Genomic DNA, 20,176 nt, shown 5'->3' with positions numbered 1-20,176 from the left:
GAACCGGAGCTGAGGCCACCTCCCGACGTGCGATCGATCCCCTCCTTCTCGCGTCGGACGCGCGGTCAGACCGCCTCGACCGGGTCTGCCTCGCTTCGGACGATGTCCCGCAGACGCTTCTTGTCGATCTTGCCGACCTTCGTCAGCGGCAACTCGTCGACGACCAGCAGGTCTTCGGGCAGTTTGTAGCGGGCCACCTGCATCGCGGTGAGTGCGGCGCGGACCGATTCGAGGGTCAGGTCGGCACCCGGTTCGACGACCACGGCCACGCACACCCGCTCCCCCAGGTCCGGGTCGGGCTTCGCGACAACGGCGACACGGGCGACACCCGGCAGACGGTAGACGAGGTTCTCGACCTCCTCCGCGGAGATCTTCTCGCCGCCCCGATTGATCATGTCCTTGTCGCGTCCTTCGACGACGAGATTGCCGGAGGGGTGCAACCGGACGACGTCGCCGGTGCGGTACCAGCCGTCGGGGGTGAACGCGCGGGCGTTGTGCTCGTCGGCCCGGTAGTAGCCGCGGGGGGTGTACGGGCCGCGGGTGAGGAGGGCGCCCATGCTTCCGGGGGGTACGGGATCGTCGGAGGCGTCGACGACGAGGATCTCGTCGTCGGGGCACATGGGGCGGCCCTGCGTCTCGATCTTGATGTCGTCGGGGTCGTCCGGGCGCGTGTAGTTCAACAGCCCCTCCGCCATGCCGAACACCTGCTGGAGGGTGCCGCCGAGCACGGGTTCGGCGCGGCGGGCGACCTCGGGGGCGAGGCGGGCGCCGCCGACCTGGAGCAACCGCAGCGCGGGCGGGGCGGCGTGGCGGCCGGAGGCGACGGCGTCGATCCAGCGCTGGACGACGGCGGGCACGGCCGCGGTGGCCGTCACGCCCTCGTCGGACATCAGCGGTATCACCTTGTCGGGGTGCGGGGTGCGGGCCAGGACCACGCGGCCGCCGTTCATGAGGGTGCCCAGGATCCCCGGGCAGGCCAGGGGGAAGTTGTGTCCGGCGGGCAGGGCCACCAAGTAGACGGTGTCACAGTCGAGGCCGCACACCTCGGCGCTGCGCCGCGCGTTGTACTCGTAGTCGTCGTGGGTGCGGGTGATGAGTTTCGGCAGTCCGGTGGTACCGCCGGAGAGCAGGAAGACGGCGATGTCGGCGCTGTCCGGGGCGATGTCGTCGAGCCGGGCCCGTGCGGCGGCCGGGTCGTCTGCCGGTTCGGCCAGCGCGCGCAGATCGGTGGCGTCGGTGCCGACCGTGCCGCCCGCGACGAGCAGCAGTCGTACGCTCGGCGTGGCTTCGGCGACCTCCCGCCCCAGAGCCTGGTGGTCGAAGTCGCCGAGTCGGTCCGGTACGGCGATCGAGGTGACTTCGGCATGTGCGGCCAGGTAGCGCAGTTCGTGGCCGCGGTGCGCGGGCAGCGCCATCACGGGAGCGATGCCGGCCCGCAGACACGCCAGGGTGAGCGTGACGAACTCCCAGCCGTTGGGCAGCTGGACGAGCATCGCGTCACCGGGGCCCAGGCCGGAGTCCAGCAGTCGGCACGCCAACCCGTCGGCTCGGTCGACGAGTTGACGGTAGGTCAAGCGCGTGTCGCCGTCCACGACGGCCACCGCATCTCCGTAGGTCTCGGCCCATTCGTGGAGGTACGACCCGAGCGGCCTCCCACGCCAGTACCCGGCCTCGCGGTAGCGATCGGCCGCCTCCTTGGGCCAGGGGACGAATCCCTCACGCATCGTCGGATCCTCCTTGATCCCGGGGGTCACGCAGCAGCAGTACGGCGTCAAGGGCGACGACATCGCCGTCGGGCAGGACGCGCAGGGGGTTGATCTCGCACTCGGCCACGGCGTTGTCGGCGGCGAGGGAGGAGAGCGCGAGCAACGCGTGGGTGAGTCGCGCGCGGTCGACCGGGGTGGCGCCGCGCGCGCCGAGGAACATCTGGCGGGTGGCGAGCTCGTCGAGCATGGCGCCGGCCTCGTGCGCGGACAGCGGCGCGAGGCGCAGGGAGACGTCGCCGAGGATGTCGGCGGCCGTTCCCCCGGCGCCCAGAGCCAGCACGGGGCCGAAGACCGGGTCGCGGCGTACGCCGACGATGAGTTCGGGGCCGGCGGGCGCCATCTGCTCGACCAGCAGTGCGGGGCTTGCGGGCATGCGGGCGAGGGCGTCGTCGAGTTCCTGGTGCGTGCGGATGCCGACCTGGACCCCGCCGACTTCCGTCTTGTGCAGGATCGCCGCGTCGAGGATCTTCACGACGACCGGTCCGCCGAGCTCGTCGAGAGCCGCGTGCGCTGCGGCGGGGTCGGCGCACCCGCGCCGTAGCGGCGTACGGATGCCCAGGTCCGCGAGGACGCTCTTGGCGGTGTGCTCGTCGACCGGGCCCGGCGGGGGCAGGGTGGGTGCACCGGGCGCGGTGACGGCGGTGGCCTCCGGGCGGGTGCGGGCCGCCGCGTCCTCGACGAGCGCGCGCACCATGGTCGATCCGGAGGCCGGTGTGGCCGCGCAGGGAATGCCGGCTTCGCCGAGTTCCCGGCGGGTCTGCCGTGCCTGCTCCACGGGTCCACCGACGACGGCGACGAGTGGGGTGGCGGTGCGGGCGGCGGCCAGCGCTGCCGGGAGGTCCACGGCGGTGGGTTCCAGCAGGCCGTACACGGCGGTGACGTCGATGCCGGGATCCTCCGACACCCGCTCCACGACCTGTGTGAGCGCGGGCGAGGGGCGGCCGGTGTCGACGGGGTTGTTGAGGTAGGTGAGGGCGGGAAGCAGCTCGCGCAGCTCCTTCACCGTCCGTTCGACCAGGGGCGGAACCTGGATGCCGTGGGAGCGCAGGTCGTCGGTGAGCAGCAGTCCGGGTCCGGCCTGTGCGGTGACCAGGCCGATCCCTGGGCGGGCGTTCGCCGGGAGCCGTACACGGCTGAGAGCGGTGACGGCGTCGACGAGGTCGCGTTCGTCGTCGACGAGGACGGCACCGGCCTGGCGCAGGGCCGTCCTGGTCACCCGCCAGGAGGTGGCCAGAGCGCCCGTGTGGGAGCGGGCGAAGTCGCCGATGTCGCTGCGGCCCACGACCAGGGCCACGACGGGGACACGATCGGTCAGTTGGCGTACGGCGTCGGTGAGGCGGCGGCCCTCCGCGGCGGTCTCCACGTGCAGGGCGACGGCCCGTACGACGTCGTCCTCGGCAAGGTGGTCGAGGACGTCGGCCTGGGTGACGTCCAGGCTGTTGCCCAGCCCGACCCCCAGGCGCAGGCCGACGCCGGCCTCGGCCAGGGCGAAGGCCAGCGCGTGGTTCACGCCGCCGCTCGCGGCCACGACCGCCACCGGACCCGGTTCCAGATCGGCCACACCCGGAACGAAACTGGCCGTGAGCCGCCGGTGGGGCGCCAGGAAGCCCGAGGTGTTCGGCCCGAGGACACGGATGCCGGTGTCCCGCACCACCTCGGCCAACGCCTGCTGGTACAGCGCACCGTCACCGCCGGCTTCGGCGAACCCGCCGGCGCACACGAGGGCGGCGCGGGCTCCTGCGGCCGCCGCCTCGCGCAGGGCGTCGGCGGTCACCGCGGCCGGAATGCAGGAGACGACCAGGTCCGGCGTGCTGCCCCGGGCTTCGGCCGCCGCGCCGATGGTGGGGAAGAAGCCCCGGTCGGGGTCGGGGCGGCCGGAGTTGACCTTCATGACCGGCCCCGGGAAGGAAGCCAGGGAGTCGGTCATCGCCGCGCCGAGCTTGCCGGGTGTGACGGAGGCGCCGAGTACGGCGATGGCGCGGGGTGCGAACAGCGGTTCCAGGACGGTCACTTGGTGCCTCCCACGAGGTCGGCGCGGCCGGACAGCAACAGCGAGGTCGCGGTGTCGTCGTCGTACGGGCCGGTGATCGCGGCGGGCAGGCCGTGCGCGAGCCGGGCCTCCTCCGCGATCAGCACGCGGGTCAGCGCCGTACCGCCGCGTACGCCGATCAGCGGAACGCCCTCCTCCGCCGCCTCACGCACTTGGTCGAGGGCGAGCGGCAACCCCTCCTCCGTGTCCGGAGCGTCGATCCACACGCCTGCGCCGGACGACTGAGCGCTGAACGGGACCATCGGGATGTCGGTGCCGTCGGTTCCGGTCAGGAATTCCTCGCCGGCCGTCACACGGCGCGAGGGAAGCCGGAACGGGCCGGCGCTGAAGGGTGTCTCCAGGGGCGGTGTCTCGTGGTGTTGCCGCCACCATCCGTCGACGCGATCCACGTACGCAGCGTCGCGCACGGCGAGTTTGCCGCGCGGGAGGCTGCGGGTCAGGAAGTGGAAGGCGAACTGTGTCGGATCGTCGAGGGTGCGGACGTAGCGGCCGAAGTGCTCCCACCACGACAGGCTGGGCCGCGCCGAGTTCTGGATCTTCTCCACCTTGGGGCGGCGGCGCTCCTCGTAGAGCTCGAGTGCCTCCGGCACGCTGTGCGACGCCTCCCCCAGCGCCTCGGCCAGCGCGACCGCGTCCTCCATGGCCATCTTGGTGCCGGACCCGACGGAGAAGTGCGCGGTGTGTGCCGCGTCGCCCAGCAGCACCCACTTCCCGCGTCGCCACGAACGGGCCCTGCGGGTGGCGAAGTTGGCCCAGCGGGAGTTGTTGCCGACCAGTGGGTGCCCGTCGATCTGCTCGCCGAACAGGTTCTCCAGGTAGGCCTTGGTCTTCTCGTCGCTGGCGCCGGGCGGGGTCGACGGATCGAAGGCGTCGAGACCGGCCTTTGCCCAGGAGTTGGCGTCGGTCTCCACGATGAAGGTGCTCAGCGAGTCGCTGATCGGATAGGCGTGGGCGGCGAAGACGCCGTGCGGGCCGTCCTGGTGGACGAAGGTGAGCCCGTCGAACATGTACGAGGTGCCGAACCAGATGAACTTCGCGCTCGCCATCTCGGCGGTCGGTCCGAAGTCGTCGGCGAACAGGGTGCGGAAACGGCTGTTGGCGCCGTCGCACACGACGACCAGGTCGAAGTCGTCCAGTTCGGCGGGGCCGTGGACCTCGTGCTGGAAACGCGTCTGAACGCCCTCGGCGCGGGCCCGTTCCTGCAGCAGGCTCAGCAGCGTCTTGCGGTTCACCGCCGCCATGCCCATGCCGCCGACGCGCTCCCGTGTGCCGTGCACGCGGACCTCGATGTCGTCCCAGTGCCTGCCGTGCTTCTCCAGCGCCTCGCTGAGAACCGGGTCGGCGGCGTCGATGGCGTCGAGTGTGGCGTCGGAGAAGACCACTCCGAAGCCGAACGTGTCGTCGGGGCGGTTGCGTTCGAAGACCACGACCTCGGTGCCGGGGCGGCTCCGCCTCAGCAGCGTGGCGAAGAACAGTCCGCCGGGTCCCGCGCCGATGCAGGCAACTTTCATCGTCTTTCCTTCGCGCTCACAGCCACGCGGGCAGCTTCGGCAGGGATCCCCCGCCGGTCGGGTACAGAGGGCCGGGCACGGGGCGCCCGGTCGCGTAGGCGGTCAGGCTGGCCACGTCACCGCTCACCACGACCGGCTCCGCGCCGCCGGGCGCGCCCAGGAGCCAGGTGCGGTCGGCGTCCTCGGCCCGCAGTTCGACGGGGGGACAGTCCGGGCGGGCCCGGAAGGCGGCGGTCACGTCGTCGAGGAGCGCGGCGCACACGTCGTGCGGGACGTCGTCGAAGCTGGTGTCGATGTTCAGGTCGACGGCGTGGACCCACACCTCGCGCGCCCGCATCCAGGGCACCTGGGATGCGGGCACCTCACGGCCTCGCGCGGTGCGGACGGTCGCTTCCCAGCACTCGTCCGGCACTGCGGCGAGTTCCGCGGCGAGACGGCTGTCGGCCGCGAGCAGCTCCGTACGCAGCTCTTCGGCCGGCCGCCGGGCGCCCTCCTCGATCTCGCGCGCACGCTGGTCGCCACTCGCGTACATGGGCGACTCGACACCGGTACGCGCCCAGGTCAGCAGGTTGACGAGCGCATCGGCGTTGCGGGCGACGTGGGCGACGATGTGGGCCCGGCTCCAGCCCGGCAGGTACGAGGGCCTGGCGAATCCTGGGTCGGTCAGCGAGTGCACGGCGGCTTCGAAGGCCGCCGTGCCCTTGGCGGCCCACTCCGGCGTCGCGACCGGACGTGCGCTCACCGCGTCTCCCGGCGGCAGGTGTTGCGGGTCTCACCGATCCCCTCGATACGGGTGACGAGGAGCGAACCGTCCTGCAGATAGCGGGCGGGCTTGCGGGCATGGCCGACCCCGCCCGGAGTGCCGGTGGCGATCACGTCACCCGGAACCAGCGTGATGATCTCGGACAGGTATGCGACCAGCGTGGCCGGGTCGAAGACGAGGTCACCGGTGTCGGCCTTCTGCACCGTGTCACCGTCGACCTCGCATGACAGGCTCAGGCCCTGGGCGGAGACCGCGGGGTCGTCGGCGGTCACCAGCCACGGCCCGATGGGGGTGGTGGCCTCGAAGGTCTTGCCCTGGTCCCACTGGGTGGTGCGGTACTGCCAGTCGCGGGCGGTGACGTCGTTGAGCACGGTGTACCCGGCGATCGCGGCCCGCGCCTGCTCCGGGTCGGCGTGCCGGACCTCGGCCCCGATGACGACGCCGAGCTCGGCCTCCCAGTCCATCTGCGTGGAGGAGGCGGGCAGGGTCACGTCGTCGTACGCGCCGACCAGCGCCCGCGCGTACTTGTTGAACAGCGTGGGGTGCGAGGGGAGTTCGCGGCCCATCTCCAGAATGTGCGTGCGGTAGTTGAGGCCGACGCACACGACCTTCTCCGGTGCGGCGACGACGGGGGCGTAGTCCAGGGCGCCTTCGTACGTCTCGCCGTCGGCGTCCGCGGCACGCGCCGCCCAGTCGCCGTGGCGCAGGAAGGCCACGAGGTCGCTCTCGCCCAGGTCCACCGCCTTGTCGTCGTCGATGCGGACGGCGCGCGTGCTGCCGTTGACCCGGATGGTGGCGAGCTTCACTTGTGTTCTCCTCGGGAGGTGCGGGCGAGGCCCAGGGCCTCGTAGACGGGCTCGTCGCTGAAACGGAAAAGGTCGACCTGGGTACGGGCGATGAGGGAGACCTCGCACCAGGACGGGACGACGAACAGATCGCCCTTGGCGATCTCGAAGACCTTGTCGCCGACATGGGCGACCGCCTCGCCGTCGAACACCTGCCAGACCGCGGAGCCGACCGAGCGCACCGGGACGGTCCGCGTACCGGCCCGCAGTCGACGCATCTCGGTGCGCATCGTGACCAGGGCGTCCTTGCCGGTGGTGGGGTTGGAGAAGCGGACTCCGGCGTGCCCGGGTTCGAGCACACCGGGTACGCCTTCCTCCTCCAGCTCCAGCTGGGCGGTCAGGGCGGCGTCGGTGTGCTCCCAACGGTAGGCGCCCAGTGGGGAGTTGGGCTGGTCGGGCAGACCCATCGGGCGCAGCCCGGGGTGGCCCCACAGTCGCTCGCCGCGCGAACGCTCGGGAGTGGCACGGGTGGAGAGCTCGTCGGGGCCGAACTCGAAGAAGCCGGCGTCCAGTTGAGAGACGAGCGGGATGTCGAGGCCGTCGAGCCAGGCCATCGGCTGGTCGGTGACGTTCTGGTGCTCGTGGAAGGCCCAGCTCGGCGTGAGCAGCAGGTCACCCCGCCGCATCGCCACCGCGTCGCCGTCGACGTTGGTCCACACGCCCTCACCTTCGACCACGAACCGGAAGGCTCCCTGGCTGTGCCGGTGCGAGGGGGCGACCTCACGCGGACCCAGGTACTGGATCGCGGTCCACAGGGTCGGCGTGGCGTAGGGAAGGCCCGGAAGACCGGGGTTGGACAGCGCCATGGCGCGGCGCTCACCGCCACGCCCCACGGGTACGAGCTCCCCGGAGCGCTGCGCGATGGGCAGCAGCTCCGCCCACCGCCACAGGTGTGGGACCGCGGCGGGCTGCGGCGACATCGGCATCAGGCCGTCCACCTGCGTCCACAGCGGGATCAGGCCCGCGTCCTCGAAATCCGCGTACAGCTCGTCGAGCAGCTTGTGCTCGGTCTGTTCGCTGGTGGTGTCGGTCACGGAAACCTCCACGTCGTGTGTTCGGCGACCGCCAGAAAAGGCGCGCATCGTTCCGCGCTGTCCCTGACGCTACGCCGCCGTTTCCCCTCACCGGAATCCTTGAGGCGTAGGATTCCTCTATGGAGAACTCAGCGGACCCTTCGCCCAGCCCTTCGTATCCGGTGAGCGCCGCCGGCAACGCCCTGCGCGTCGTCCGGCTGCTGCACGAGCTCGACGAGCTGCGAGTGATGGACGTGGCCGACCGGCTCGGCGTCGCGCGCTCGACCGCTCACCGGATCCTGGCGATGCTCGTCTTCGAGGGATTCGCGGCCCAGGACCGCCACAAGGTGTACCGGCCGGGGCCGGCTCTGCAGGCGATCAGGGGAAGCCAGTCGGCCCCGCCCCCCGACCTGATCACCATCGCGCACCCGCACCTGCGACGGCTGGCGGACGCCGTGGGTGAGACGACCCACCTGATGGTGCTCGAGGGCAACGGAGCCCGCTTCCTGGACGGCGTGGAGGGCCCCCAGGCGCTGCGCGTCAGCTTCCGCACCGGCACGCTGCTGCCCGCGCACGCGACCTCGGGCGGCAAGGCCATGCTCGCGGTACTGCCGGCGGACCGGGTCCGGGCGCTCTACCCCAACGGGCTCCCCGGGGACCGGGCCCGGTCTCCCAAGGACTTCGAGAGCCTGATGAACGAGCTGGTGTCCGTGCGCCGCCACGGCTACGCCCTCAACCTCCAGGAGAGCGAGCGCGGAGTGCACGCCGTCGGCGCCTGCGTGCGCGACCGCACGGGTACCGCCGTGGCCGCCGTCGCCGTGGCGGCTCCGTCCGTCCGCTGCACCCGCGCACGACTCGCGGACCTGGCGCAGCCGCTGCTCGCGGCCGCGCGGGACATCGGTCAGGGGTTGTGAACGAAGGCGGCGCACACCCACGGCCCCGGCCCGCACTGCCCGGCTCACCCCAGGGACGCGGACTTCGTTCGTCAACAGGGATGCGGGTCCGTCAGGGCTTGAGCACGATCTTTCCCCTCGTGTGGCGACGTTCCAGTTCTCGGAAGGCTTCGCGGACTTCCTCGAGCCGGTGGACACGGGCGATGGGGATGTCCAGATCACCATCGGCGATCAGCGTGGCAAGTTCTCGCAGGACGTCGGCCCTTGCCGCCGCCGCGCAGCCCTCCGCCTTGGTGCCGTGCTTCGCCGCGCCCGCGAAGTCGATGATCGTGTTGATCCGTTCACCGGGCACGCCGAGTTCCAGCGCCAGTTCGATGTAGGGAGCGCCGAAGGCGTCGATGAAGGCGTCGACCGTGCCGTCGGCCGCGGCGCGGACCCGCTCGCCGACGTCCTCTCCGTAGGTCAGCGGGATCGCTCCGTGCCGGGTGAGCCATGCATGGTGGGGCTCGCTCGCCAGACCGATGACGGTGGCCCCGGCGTGCCGCGCGAGTTGTACGACGAGCGAGCCCACCCCTCCGGCGGCCGCGGAGACGACGACCGTCTCACCACGCTCGACCTTGACGGCGTGTATCGCCGCGTACGCCGTGGTTCCGGCGACGAAGAGCGCGCCGGCCTGCTCCCAGGGGACACCCGCCGGTCGGTGGATGAGCTGGTCGTCCTCCACCACCACGTACTCGGCGTGGCTGGCCCGGTTGTGGGTGAAGCCGATCACCTCGTCACCTTCGGCGAATCCGGTGACTCCCGCGCCGACTTCCTCGACGATCCCGGCGAGGTCGCTGCCCTGGCCCGACGGGAACGTCGCGGGAAACCTGTCGTGCAGGAACCCCTGCCGGATCGCGGCCTCGCCCGGGTTGATCCCGGCGGCGACCACCTTGACGAGCAACTGACGTTCACCGGGCTCGGGCCGGTCTACATCGACCACGTTCAGTGCGTCGATGCCCCCGTACTCCGCGAATCGCACTGCTTTGGGCATCGTGGCTCCTCTGATCGCACTGCGGGTGAAGAGAAAGCGTGACTACCGGGACTACGCGGACTGTCGGTCGTTCACAGGCCCAGAACGCGTTCGGCGTTGCCGTGCGCGATGCGCGCGAGGTCGGCCGGTGCGTACGGTGCGGTACGCAGGAACTCCACCGCCTCGGCGCTGGACTCGAACGGGTAGTCGATGGAGAACAGCACCCGGTCGACACCGACGGCATGGACGGCTCCGAGCAGCGCGGCATGCGACATGACTCCGCTGGTGGTGACGTACACGTTGTTCCGCAGGTAGTACGAGGGCAGGTGTTGCACCCTGTGCTCGGCGGGCACCTGGTCGTAGCGGCTGTCGAGCCGGGCCATCTGGAACGGCAGCAGCTCGCCCATGTGCCCCAACGTCACCGAGGCGCCCGGGAACTCGTCGAACACACCGCCGTAGATCAGCCGGAGCGCATGGGCACCCACCGTCGCGGTCCAGCCCCAGGACGGCCCGACCAGCACGGGATATCCGTCGAAGACACGCCAGTTGTCGGCCGGAATGACAGCCGGATGCAGATACAGCGTCACGCCGAGGCGCTCCAGCTCGGCCCATACCGGCCTGAACTGCGGCTCGTCCAGGTAGTGCCCCCGCACATGGTCGTTGTACAGCACGCCCTTGAGCCCGAGCTCCTTCACCGCCCGGCGCAGCTCCACGACCGCGGCCTTCGGGTCCTGCAGCGGAAGGACCGCGAAGCCCGCGAACCGGTTCGGATGACCCGCGACCGCCTTGGCCAGAAAGTCGTTGACCCGCCGCGCGACGGCCACCGCCTCCGCCGGATCCTCGATCACTTCCAGACCCGGCGTGGAATACGAGAGGACCTGGACGTCGACGCCGTTGGCGTCCATGTCCGCCAGCCGCAGCTCGGTCAGATCGTCCAGGCGCCGGAACCACTCCTGCTTGATCGCCTCCGGCACCTCCATGCGCTGACGGATCGCTGCCTCTTGCCGGATGGCTCCAGGAACGGAGAACGCCTCTTCCACGGCCACGATGCGCATTTTTGCCTCCGAAGTGGGTCGATGGTGCTTCGAGCCGCCGGCTCGGGTTCGTGTCGACGGACCCGGTGTCGGCTGGTTGTGGTCGGCTCGGCCGGCGCCGCCGGCCGCGGTGGAGACACGGTTGCCAGGCGCGGCCTCGGCTGCCGACGCGGGCGAGCCCGCGACCAGACCGCCGACCACGGCGGCTCCTGAGGCAGCGGCGGTCGCGGCGATGAATCTGCGCCGGGTGGCCTCGGCAGGAGGCTTGGTGCGGGGATCGGCGGGCGGAGTCACGGCTTGGAAGGGACGGTCGTCGGACATGTCCACTCTCCCTCGATGGTGCGCGGGTGATGGCCGGGGTCCTGCCAATGGCTGTCGCGCTCCCCGAAGGTGCGCGTCGTTCCCGTGGGTGGTCCGACAGCCCTGCGATCCGCGGCGGTTGGGGCGTGTCGGCGGTCAGGGCATCGGATGGTTGTGGTCGGCTCGCACCATCGGCGGGCCGCGTCCGGCGGCGGGCCGGGGCCGAGGGAGAGGGAGAGTGCCCCCTCTCGGACCTGGTGCCAAGCCGGTCAGTGACCGGTCCGTATCGGGATGGACGCCCCGACCGGCCCCGACCGGACCGCACCCCCGGCCGCCGGTTGATCAGGCGGTCTTCTTGTCGCCCTCGGCCAGGATCCTGTCGCGGACCGCGGCGAGGGCTCCGGCCATCGCGCCGGGCCGCCGGTCGAAGGTCGAAGCCGAGAACTGGGCGGGGCCGGTCTTGGCGGAGAAGGAGTGCGGGTAGGCGAACTCGCGGAGTCCCTCCTCGCCGTGCTTGCGCCCGTACCCGCTGTCACCTCGGCCGCCGAAGGGCAGCGCGGGGTTCATCGAGAACACGAGGGCGTCGTTGATGCTGGTCATTCCGACGCGCAGGCGGCGGGCGATCTCCTCACCGCGGTCGCGGCTGAACACGGCGCTGCCCAGGCCGTACTGGCTGGCATTGATCCGTGCGACGGCCTCCTCGGTGTCGGCGACCTTGACGACGGCCAGTGTCGGCCCGAAGGTCTCCTCCGTGGCCGCGAGGGCGTCGGGAGCCACGTCGACGAGGATGGTGGGGGCGACGTAGCGGTCACCGGTCACCGTCTCGAGGCCGCCGACCGTGGCGGTCGCGCCGTGCGCGAGTGCGTCCTGGATGTGGTCCCGGATGATCGGGATCTGGCTGGCCAGCGGAACGGGGCCGATCTGCGCGTTCTCGTCGCTGCCGACGCGCACCTTCCCGGCAAGGTCGGTGACCTTCTCGACGAAGGTGTCGTGGACGGACTCGACGACGTAGGCCACTTCGAGACTGATGCAGCCGTGCCCGGTGTTCTGCAGAGCGCCCCAGACGACGTGCTTGGCGGCTTCGTCCAGGTCGGCGTCCTCGGCCACCACGACGCCGTCGTTGCCGCCGAGTTCGAGCAGCATGGGGGTCACGGTCGCCGCGCACTGGGCGGCGACCGTCTTCCCCGTGGCGACGCTGCCGGTGAACGCGAGCTTGTCCAGGCCGGCGCCGATGAGCGCCTGGCCCGTGGCCCCGAACCCGTTGAGGTGCTGGAGGACTGCCGGGAAGTCGGGAACCGCGCGCTGCCAGGTCCGGACGATCCATTCCCCGACGCCCGGTGTGACGTGGCTGGGCTTGAGGACGACGGCGTTGCCTGCCGTGAGCGCGTTGATGACGATGGCGCCCGGGGTCATCAGGGGGAAGTTCCACGGACCGATGACGCCGACGACGCCGTAGGGGCGGTACTCGACCCACGCCTGCTGATTGGACGCCACCGGGCCGGCCGGGATGTCCCGGCGCCCCAGGACGCGCTCGGCGTTGGAAATGGCGAACAGCAGGTGTTGCAGGGTGGACAGCACCTCACTGCGGGCGTCGTCCGTGGGCTTGCCGTTCTCCGCGTGGATGAGGGCGGCCCCCTCCTCACCGCTCACGGCGATCTCCCGCCGCCACGCGCGCAGCCGCTCCGCGCGGCCCTCGAATCCGAGGTCCCACCAGGCCCCGGCGACCGAGCGGGCGGCAGCGACGGCCGCGGCCGCCTCTTCCTCGCCGGCCACGGGGTACCGGGCGAGCTCGGCCCCGGTGGCTTGGTCGACGGTGACTACCTCGTTCCCGTCCTGTCCGATGACTCCATCACGCGTGATCGTCGGAATGTTGTTGGTCACGGGTCTCTCCCACTGTGTTACGACCGCCTGCGCCCGAACGGCACCCGGAGGGTGTGGCAGGTGGCGGACGCGGTCTTCGGCGCGGCGAAGGGCCGCTGTGTGAGAGCGGGTGCGCGCCGTGAATGACTTCAGCGACGGCTCGAAGGCCGTCCTCCCGCTCTTGAACTAGAGCCAAGTTAGGTAGGGAGCACTGATCCAGTCAATAGCAGGGGGGTAAGCATGATTCCCGGCGCTACTTCTCATGACTTGACGCCAAGAGAGTGGCGGGCCAGGCCGACAAGCACCCACCCGCCAGTCACGGCAGCCCGAGCTCACTGATCCGTATAGCGAGCCGCGAGCGTGGGCCGGTTGCCACCCGCGACAAAAGCGGCCTCCGCGGCGAGCAAGGCGTCCAGGGCGGCGTCCTGACCCTCCAGACCGGGGGCACAGACGGTCTCACCCAGGCGCAGCCCGGCCAGGCTGGCCGACGCCACATCCTCGGGCGACATCGCCCAGGGGATGTTGTGGCCGGCGCCGCTGTTCCACTCCGTCGCCACAACGCCGGGGCACGCCACCTGGACGCGGACCGGGGTGTCGGCGAGTTCGGCGGCGAGGGTGCGGGTGAAGCCCAAAGTGGCAGCCTTCGCGGCGACGTACAGGGTGCGCCGAGGTGCTCGCGGGTCCGTGACCCCCGCGCTGAAGGCGAGGAGCGAGGCGACAGTGACGATCGCGCCTTCGCCCGCCGCGAGCATTCCGGGAAGTGCCGCGTGGACCAGCCGGACGGGGGCGACGGCGTTGAGGGTGAGCAGACGGTCGATGTCGGCCGACTCGACCTCGGCGAGCGGGGCGTAGCCGCCGGCGCCCGCGTTGCTGATCAGCGTGCGCACATCCCCGGCGGCCAGGCGGTCGGTGACGGCGGTGATGCCGTCGTGGGTCATGAGGTCGGCGGGCAACACCTCGACGGCTGCTCCATGGGCGCTGAGTTCCTCGGCGAGGTCGGCGAGCCGGTCGGCCCGTCGCGCCACCAGAACGAGGTCGTGGTCGTCCGCCAGGAGTCGAGCGTAGGCGGCGCCGATACCGGAGGAGGCGCCAGTGATCAAAGCGATGGTTCGAGTCATGGATCCAGTGTTCGCCAAACGCTGGGCTACTGTCAAATGCTTGATAGTCATGAAGTGCCGTATCCTTCTCGCGTGAAACGAACCAACGATGAACCCCTCGGGCTTGACGCCCCTGACAACGAGGAGCCCGTCGGGCTCAACGCCCTTGACCGGGTGACGTGGGCGTTGCGCCGCGCGGAACTGGCAGTGCAGACGCTCAAGGAACAGCGGCTGCGCCCGCTGGGCCTGGCAGCCCCGCACTACACGCTCCTGATCTCGGTGCACGCCGATCCGGGGCTGACCGGCGCCGAGCTGGCCCGCCGCCTCAACGTGACCCCCCAGGCCGTCGCCTCCCTGGTCGCACGCCTGGAGAACCGCGGACAGGTGGAGAGACGCGAGCACCCGCGCCACCGGCATGTGCAGGAGCTGCACCTCACCGACGCCGGGCGGGAGGCGCTGCGCGCGGCCGACAAAGTGATCGCCGACATCGAGCTGCAGATCACCGGTGGTCTCGGCCCGAAGGAGACCGCGCAACTGCGGTCGCTGCTCAACCGGGTCGCCGAGACGGTTCGCGAGGAGTGAACGTGCGCCCCGCCGACTGAAAGTCACCCTCTCAAGTGGCGGCCTCCGTGGTGAACCGTTGGGAGGGCTGGAGGCGAACCCCAAAGCCTTCAGCTGGTTGGCTACTGTCAGGTACTTGATGCGCACCCAGGTGCCGTATTCTCGCGGCGTGACACACGATGACGAGCGGCTCATCGCTGCCAACGCACTGGGCCGGGTGACCTGGGCGCTGCGCCGGGCGGAATGGGCGGTGCAGGCCCGGAAAGACCAGCGGCTGCGACCGCTGGGCATCGCGGCCGCGCAGTACACCCTGCTGATGTCCGTCCACAGCGATCCCGGCCTGACCGGCGCGGAACTGGCCCGCCGCCTGAACGTCACCCCGCAGGCGGTGGCCTCCCAGGTGGCGCGCCTGGAGGAACGGGGCCAACTGGAACGCCGACCGCACCCGCGCCACGGCCATGTGCAGGAGCTGCACCTCACCGACGCCGGCCTCGATTCCCTGCGCGATGCCGACGCCGTGATCGTGGGGATCGAACAGCGGATCGCCGAGAAGCTGGGCCCCGACAAGGCCGCACAGCTGAGGACACTGCTCGACGAGGTGGCCGACGTGGTCCGGGAGGCATGAGCCGGTGGGCCCGCCGACACTCGATCCCCTCGACCTCCAGATTCTGCAGGCGCTGCAGCTCGACGGGCGCGCCCCGTTCAGCCGTATCGCCGCCGTCCTCGGAGTCTCCGACCAGACCGTGGCCCGGCGATACCGGAGGCTGCACAACACCGTCAACGTGCGCGTTCTCGGCATGACGGACGAGAACCGGTTCGGCCGGCAGACGTGGATCGTACGACTGCACTGCATCCCGGACGTGGCGGAGCACCTCGCGGACGCCCTCGCCAGACGCCCCGACACCCTCTACGTGAACCTCATCTCGGGTGGCACCGAGGTCGTCTGCGGAATGAAGCCCCGCAGCCGAAAGGAGAGGGACGAACTGCTCTTCGGTCGGCTCCAACGCACCCGCCAGATCATCAGGGTGACCGCCCACTGCCTCCTGCACTCCTTCTACGGCGGCTCACTCGGCTGGCTGAACAAGTCCCACGCCCTCACCCCCGAACAGCAGTCCGCTCTGCGCCTGCCGGATCCGGTCCCGCTCGACGCCCACCTCATTCCCGACGCGGCGGACGAGGCGCTGCTCGCCGTACTCCGCCACGACGGCCGGGCCACCGTGACCGACCTGCACAAGGCCACCGGCCAGTCGGAGTCGGCGGTCAAACGGAGGCTCGAGACCCTGCGCTCCACGGGCGCGCTGTACTTCGATGTGCAGTACGACCACGTGTCCCTCGGACAGGACGTCAGCGTCATGCTCTGGCTCACCGTGACGCCCCGTGCACTGGCCGACGTGGGCGCCAGCATCGCCGCGCACCAGGAAGTGGATTTCGTGTCCGCCACCACCGGCCAGGAGAACATCGTCGTCTCCGCCCAATTCACAAGCTCCGACGAGCTCTACACCTACCTGAGCGAGAGGATCGGTGCCCTCGACGGCATCCAGGCGGTCGAGTCGGCCCTCGTCCTGCGCCAGGTCAAACAACTCACGTACGAACCGAACCGCTGACCGCACCCCCCTGTGAGCCTGTCCGCGTTGTCACGTCGTGGTCCGGGACCCGGGGGGAGTGAGTCCCGGACCACGCGCGCGGGCGCTCTCCCGTCCCCACGGACGCGCCCCGTACCGGTCCGGGCCCTCCGTGCCCCGGGCGGGGCCGGACCGGTACGAACCACTGACTGGCTCTCAGCCGGAGGCTGCCGATCGGATTGCCCGCTCAGCGCTCCGAATGAGCCAGCTCCACATCGAACTCAAGCCCCGGCCCGTCCACGGACACCGGTGCCGCGACCGGCGGATAGCCACTGGCGATCACCGAGTAGTCCCCGGCGTCCAGGTCGGTGAAGGCATAGCCGCCGTCCGGCCCGGTGGTCGCCGTGCCGATGACGTTGCCCGCCTTGTCCACGAGCGTGACCCGCGCGTCGGTCAATGCCCGGCGATCGGATCCCGTCCGCACGGTGCCCCGAAGTACCGCTCCCGGCCACAACGCCACGTCCAGACGGGCGAGTCGAGGGCCGAACACCCGCACCGGCAGAGCGGCGGGCCGGAATCCGGACGCGTTCACCACCACCGTGACCTCGCCTTGCGGCAGCTCGCCGAACGCGAACGCGCCGGTTGCGTCGGTCGTTTCAGCGGCCAGTGCCTCTCCTCGCACATCCGTCACCGCCACCGTCGCCCCCTGCACGGGCACCCCGTCCCCGGCGGTGACCACCGTGCCGACCAGCCCGCTGTTGGCTGACAGAAGGACGTCGTGGGACAGCGGCTCCTCACCCACCACCACGGTGGATGCCTGCGGTTGGTGGCCCTTCGCCGCCGCGATCAGGACGTACGATCCGGCGCTCGGCGCGTCCAGCCGGTAGCGGCCTTCGGAATGCGCCACGGCCCGGCCCAGTTGTCGCCCGCCCAGTGAGATCAGTGTCAGCGTGGCTCCTTCGACCGCCTCCCCCGCCGTCCCGAGTATCCGGCCGTACAGGGCGGGACCCGAGCCACTGTCAGGGACGAACGTGTCACCGCCGCCGGCGAAGCCGACCGCGCCCGCCCGTTGCCCGGACTCCCCCGACCGTCCCTGAGCATGGGCACCGACCAACACCGGCTCCCGCTCCGACACGGACTCGGACTCGGACTCGGACTCGGACTCGACGGAAGCCTCGGCGGTCACAGGCGCCGAATGATCCGCAGCAGCGGCGACAGAGCTCTTGGACCGCGGAGTTCGCAGCAGTACGGCGCCCACAAGCGCGGCAAGCAGGGCCAGGCCGGCGGCCACGATCAGGCACAGGTAGAGGCCGTCGAGGAAGGCCTCACCCAACGCGCCCATGGCCCGGCCGGTGTCCTTGCCGAGGTTCATCCCGGCCACCGCTCCCAGACCGTCGGCGTCCGCGACGCCGGTGATCCGATGCGCGACCGGTCCGCTGACGCCGGCGTCCCGGAGGTGGCCGGGCAGGGAGTCGGTGCTCTTCGTCGTCAGCAGGGTGCCCAGGACGGCCGGGCCAAGAGCCCCGCCGACCTGCCGGAAGGCGTTGTTGCCCGCCGACGCCATGCCGGCCAGGTGATGAGGCACCGACGCGACGGCGGTGGCGGTCATCGGGGTGATCACCAGGCCGAGTCCCAGGCCAAGGAGGGCCAGCCGCCAGGCCAGCGGACCGAAGGAGGTCCCCGCGTCGATCGCGGTCAGGGCGAGCAGCGCGCCGGCTGTGGCCAGCAGGCCCACGGTGATCATGACTCGTGGCGAAATCCGGTGCATCAGGCGGCCTGCCAGCGCGCCCACAACGAGGGACACCGCAGAGACGACCAGCAGCCGGTACCCCGCGTGCAGGGTGTCGAGGTGCTGCACCATGCCGAAGTAGAGGCTGAGGACGAAGAAGAAGCCGATCAGCCCCAGGAACGTGATCATGGCGATCAGGGTCGTCGCGCTGAACGCCGCACTGCGGAACAGCGACAGGTCCAGCATCGGGCTGGGGCTGCGCCGCTCCAGCAGGACGAAGGCGACTGCACCGACCGCCGCCAGCGACAGGGCCGCGATCACCCGGCCCTCGGTGAACGATGCGGCACCGCCCTCGATGACGCCGTAGACCAGCGCGGTGATCGTCACCGCTGCCGTGATCTGGCCGGGCCAGTCCAGTCGGCGCTCACCGGGAGCGCGGGAGTCGCTCACCAGCGGTGCCGCGACTGCCAGGGTGATGACCGCCACCGGTATGGTCGGCAGGAAGATCCAACGCCAGGTGGTGTGGTCGAGGATCACACCGGCGATCAACGGCCCGACGGCCAGCGCGGTCATCAGGGACGCCGCCCAGAGCCCGACGAACGTGGCGCGCTTGCGCGGGTCGGATACGGCGTGGCTGATCAGCGCCAGCGTCGAGGGCAGCAGAGCGGCGGCGCCCAGTCCGGCGCACGCCTGGCCGATCCAGACGACCTCGACCGACTGCGCCGACAGCGCGACGGCGGCTCCCACGCCGGCCATCGCGAGGCCCGCCAGATACACCTTCTTGCGGCCGTGTACGTCGCCGAAGACCCCGGCGGTCAGGATGAGAGCGGCCATGGGGAGCTGGAACGCGGAGGAGACCCAGGTCAGTTGGGACGTCGACGCGTGCAATGCGCTCTGGATGGCGGGCAGGCTCGCCGAGACGGTGGTCACCGGCAGATAGGCGACGAACATACCGACACAGGCCATGACCAGCGTGGCCACTTGCCGTTCTCGGTGGCCGTTCACCTGGTGGGTAGCACTCACAGAACTCTCCCTGTTGGCACGGCGATGCCGCACTCGACTTGCAGTACAGACAGGTTCCGGCCATTTCCACCTTCAATGCCAGCCAGACCCTCCATTACCTGGAGAACCGACATGCGGAGCAGGCTTGCGACGGATTTCCGACAGGCCAACGGCTATCCAGACACTGATTCGAACCCTCCGGCGGTGATGCGCTCGGAAAGTCTTCGACGTCCATCCAGAGCGGTCAGCACGTGACGTGGAACTCGTTTCCGCCGGCGTCGAGGAACTCGCCGGGCTCCCAGTCGCGATGGGTGACCTCCAGGCGCAGCCTGTTCCGCGCCACCTTCGGCGCCGCAGGCGGTCCCATCACCAGCGAGACCGTGCTCGTGGGCCTCCGGCGCAGCCGGAGGCCCCAGTCGTGGGACTCGACCACCTGCCAGTCGGCCTGGGACTGCCAGAAGGCCCACTGTGCGGAGCGGTCCTCTTCGGCGACGTCAAGACAGATGGCGACGAGGCCGGAGTCGGCGAGCACGCCGGGGTGTCCGGGGCGCAGCACGCAGAACTCGTTGCCCTCCGGATCGGCCAGCACGTCCCACGGGACATCTCCCTGGCCGATGTCGACCCGCGTCGCACCGAGGGTGAGCATGCGCGCCACCTCGGCCTCCCAGTCCGGCCCCCCGGCCAGGTCGAGGTGAAGCCTGTTCTTGTGCTCCGTCTTCGGCTTCGCAGTCGGCACGAACCGCAACTGCAGGCCAACCGTCAGACCTCGCGTCACGTCCAGCCAGAAGCGGTCCATGCGCGTGACATCCAGCGCGTCGATCACGATCCCGGTCAGCATCCTGCCCCCCAAGCCCTCGAACCCGTCGCCGCTCATTGTCGCCGTCACTGTCGGTCGGCGCAGGGGGCTCGGATCGGAACCGAGGATCAGCCCAACCAGGCCACCGACCGGCCAGGAATTCAGCCTCGGCGGCACTTGCCGGGCGAGTTCGTCGGCGATGTCAAGCAGACCGAGCAGCACAACGTTCTGCGGCAGGTCCTCTGGACGCCGGGGGTGTCCGCCGCGGAGATCGCGCGCCGCTCCCGGCATCCTCCCGGCATCATGGCCCAGTCCATGGACAGGCTGAGCGGGACACAGGTCACCAGGAACAAGTAAGTGCCGCTCCGGGGACCGACCCCCA

General features: G+C 70.8%; 17 protein-coding genes. 5 read left to right on the top strand and 12 right to left on the bottom strand.

Features of this window, described 5'->3' with window-relative positions:
* Positions 1-65 precede the first annotated feature (65 nt).
* From OHA64_RS42005 to OHA64_RS41980, 6 genes are read right to left on the bottom strand one after another with little or no spacing between them, the layout of a single operon-like run.
* Entirely contained in the window at positions 66-1,724 is a 1,659-nt protein-coding gene (locus OHA64_RS42005; protein WP_405622443.1) for a (2,3-dihydroxybenzoyl)adenylate synthase, read from the bottom strand.
* The gene (locus OHA64_RS42000; protein WP_405622442.1) at positions 1,717-3,777 is read right to left on the bottom strand and encodes an acetate--CoA ligase family protein; all 2,061 of its coding nucleotides are present in this window, start codon (positions 3,775-3,777) and stop codon (positions 1,717-1,719) included. Before OHA64_RS42000 ends, OHA64_RS42005 begins: the two co-directional genes overlap by 8 nt.
* Complete coding sequence (locus tag OHA64_RS41995; RefSeq protein ID WP_405622441.1) at positions 3,774-5,327, bottom strand: FAD-dependent monooxygenase; 1,554 nt, start codon at positions 5,325-5,327, stop codon at positions 3,774-3,776. Before OHA64_RS41995 ends, OHA64_RS42000 begins: the two co-directional genes overlap by 4 nt.
* Before the next feature lie 16 nt (positions 5,328-5,343).
* Entirely contained in the window at positions 5,344-6,069 is a 726-nt protein-coding gene (locus OHA64_RS41990) for a maleylpyruvate isomerase family mycothiol-dependent enzyme (RefSeq protein WP_405622440.1), read from the bottom strand.
* The gene (locus tag OHA64_RS41985; RefSeq protein ID WP_405622439.1) at positions 6,066-6,896 is read right to left on the bottom strand and encodes a fumarylacetoacetate hydrolase family protein; all 831 of its coding nucleotides are present in this window, start codon (positions 6,894-6,896) and stop codon (positions 6,066-6,068) included. The genes OHA64_RS41990 and OHA64_RS41985 overlap by 4 nt, the downstream gene beginning before the upstream one ends.
* Positions 6,893-8,017, bottom strand: a complete 1,125-nt coding sequence (locus tag OHA64_RS41980; RefSeq protein ID WP_405622438.1) for a cupin domain-containing protein — start codon at positions 8,015-8,017, stop codon at positions 6,893-6,895. The genes OHA64_RS41985 and OHA64_RS41980 overlap by 4 nt, the downstream gene beginning before the upstream one ends.
* Before the next feature lie 71 nt (positions 8,018-8,088).
* Between OHA64_RS41980 and OHA64_RS41975 the strand changes: the two genes are divergently transcribed.
* Entirely contained in the window at positions 8,089-8,862 is a 774-nt protein-coding gene (locus OHA64_RS41975; RefSeq protein ID WP_405622437.1) for an IclR family transcriptional regulator, read from the top strand.
* A gap of 91 nt (positions 8,863-8,953) precedes the next feature.
* Here OHA64_RS41975 and OHA64_RS41970 read toward each other — a convergent pair whose 3' ends face one another.
* From OHA64_RS41970 to OHA64_RS41955, 4 genes are all read right to left on the bottom strand, one after another.
* Positions 8,954-9,874, bottom strand: a complete 921-nt coding sequence (locus OHA64_RS41970; RefSeq protein ID WP_405622436.1) for an NADP-dependent oxidoreductase — start codon at positions 9,872-9,874, stop codon at positions 8,954-8,956.
* Positions 9,875-9,945: 71 nt separating this feature from the next.
* Entirely contained in the window at positions 9,946-11,208 is a 1,263-nt protein-coding gene (locus OHA64_RS41965; protein ID WP_405622435.1) for an amidohydrolase family protein, read from the bottom strand.
* Between the two features lie 321 nt (positions 11,209-11,529).
* A complete protein-coding gene (locus OHA64_RS41960) occupies positions 11,530-13,068 on the bottom strand; it encodes an aldehyde dehydrogenase family protein (RefSeq protein WP_405622434.1) in 1,539 nt (512 codons plus the stop codon).
* A gap of 311 nt (positions 13,069-13,379) precedes the next feature.
* A complete protein-coding gene (locus tag OHA64_RS41955; protein ID WP_405622433.1) occupies positions 13,380-14,165 on the bottom strand; it encodes an SDR family NAD(P)-dependent oxidoreductase in 786 nt (261 codons plus the stop codon).
* Positions 14,166-14,237: 72 nt separating this feature from the next.
* Here OHA64_RS41955 and OHA64_RS41950 point away from each other — a divergent pair, with 72 nt between their 5' ends.
* The 3 genes from OHA64_RS41950 to OHA64_RS41940 all read left to right on the top strand — a co-directional run bounded on the left by OHA64_RS41950 (position 14,238) and on the right by OHA64_RS41940 (position 16,309).
* Positions 14,238-14,726, top strand: coding sequence for a MarR family winged helix-turn-helix transcriptional regulator (locus tag OHA64_RS41950; RefSeq protein ID WP_405622432.1), 489 nt, complete (start codon positions 14,238-14,240; stop codon positions 14,724-14,726).
* 148 nt (positions 14,727-14,874) lie between these two features.
* A complete protein-coding gene (locus OHA64_RS41945) occupies positions 14,875-15,330 on the top strand; it encodes a MarR family winged helix-turn-helix transcriptional regulator (protein WP_405622431.1) in 456 nt (151 codons plus the stop codon).
* A 4-nt stretch (positions 15,331-15,334) separates the two neighbouring features.
* Positions 15,335-16,309, top strand: a complete 975-nt coding sequence (locus OHA64_RS41940; protein ID WP_405622430.1) for an Lrp/AsnC family transcriptional regulator — start codon at positions 15,335-15,337, stop codon at positions 16,307-16,309.
* Positions 16,310-16,514: 205 nt separating this feature from the next.
* Here the strand turns inward: OHA64_RS41940 and OHA64_RS41935 are convergent, their stop codons facing one another.
* A complete protein-coding gene (locus tag OHA64_RS41935) occupies positions 16,515-18,962 on the bottom strand; it encodes an MFS transporter (RefSeq protein ID WP_405624342.1) in 2,448 nt (815 codons plus the stop codon).
* Between the two features lie 280 nt (positions 18,963-19,242).
* The gene (locus OHA64_RS41930) at positions 19,243-19,872 is read right to left on the bottom strand and encodes a VOC family protein (RefSeq protein ID WP_405622429.1); all 630 of its coding nucleotides are present in this window, start codon (positions 19,870-19,872) and stop codon (positions 19,243-19,245) included.
* Positions 19,873-19,971: 99 nt separating this feature from the next.
* On the opposite strand from OHA64_RS41930, the gene OHA64_RS41925 reads away from it, so the two are divergent.
* The gene (locus OHA64_RS41925) at positions 19,972-20,151 is read left to right on the top strand and encodes a hypothetical protein (RefSeq protein ID WP_405622428.1); all 180 of its coding nucleotides are present in this window, start codon (positions 19,972-19,974) and stop codon (positions 20,149-20,151) included.
* The last annotated feature ends 25 nt before the right edge of the window (positions 20,152-20,176 follow it).

The sequence above is a fragment of the Streptomyces sp. NBC_00076 genome, assembly GCF_045041235.1.
GTDB lineage: Bacteria > Actinomycetota > Actinomycetes > Streptomycetales > Streptomycetaceae > Streptomyces.
The sequence above is the reverse complement of the archived record's forward strand: the minus strand, read 5'-3'. Positions and strand labels throughout refer to the sequence as shown.

What these genes read in the sequence shown, in the direction of transcription:
- OHA64_RS42005 (WP_405622443.1), bottom strand. Translation starts at nt 1,724, where the DNA reads ATGCGTGAGGGATTCGTCCCCTGGCCCAAGGAGGCGGCCGATCGCTAC.
- OHA64_RS41995 (WP_405622441.1), bottom strand. Translation starts at nt 5,327, where the DNA reads ATGAAAGTTGCCTGCATCGGCGCGGGACCCGGCGGACTGTTCTTCGCC.
- OHA64_RS41980 (WP_405622438.1), bottom strand. Translation starts at nt 8,017, where the DNA reads ATGCGCGCCTTTTCTGGCGGTCGCCGAACACACGACGTGGAGGTTTCC.
- OHA64_RS41975 (WP_405622437.1), top strand. Translation starts at nt 8,089, where the DNA reads ATGGAGAACTCAGCGGACCCTTCGCCCAGCCCTTCGTATCCGGTGAGC.
- OHA64_RS41970 (WP_405622436.1), bottom strand. Translation starts at nt 9,874, where the DNA reads ATGCCCAAAGCAGTGCGATTCGCGGAGTACGGGGGCATCGACGCACTG.
- OHA64_RS41965 (WP_405622435.1), bottom strand. Translation starts at nt 11,208, where the DNA reads ATGTCCGACGACCGTCCCTTCCAAGCCGTGACTCCGCCCGCCGATCCC.
- OHA64_RS41955 (WP_405622433.1), bottom strand. Translation starts at nt 14,165, where the DNA reads ATGACTCGAACCATCGCTTTGATCACTGGCGCCTCCTCCGGTATCGGC.
- OHA64_RS41935 (WP_405624342.1), bottom strand. Translation starts at nt 18,962, where the DNA reads ATGGCCTGTGTCGGTATGTTCGTCGCCTATCTGCCGGTGACCACCGTC.
- OHA64_RS41930 (WP_405622429.1), bottom strand. Translation starts at nt 19,872, where the DNA reads ATGAGCGGCGACGGGTTCGAGGGCTTGGGGGGCAGGATGCTGACCGGG.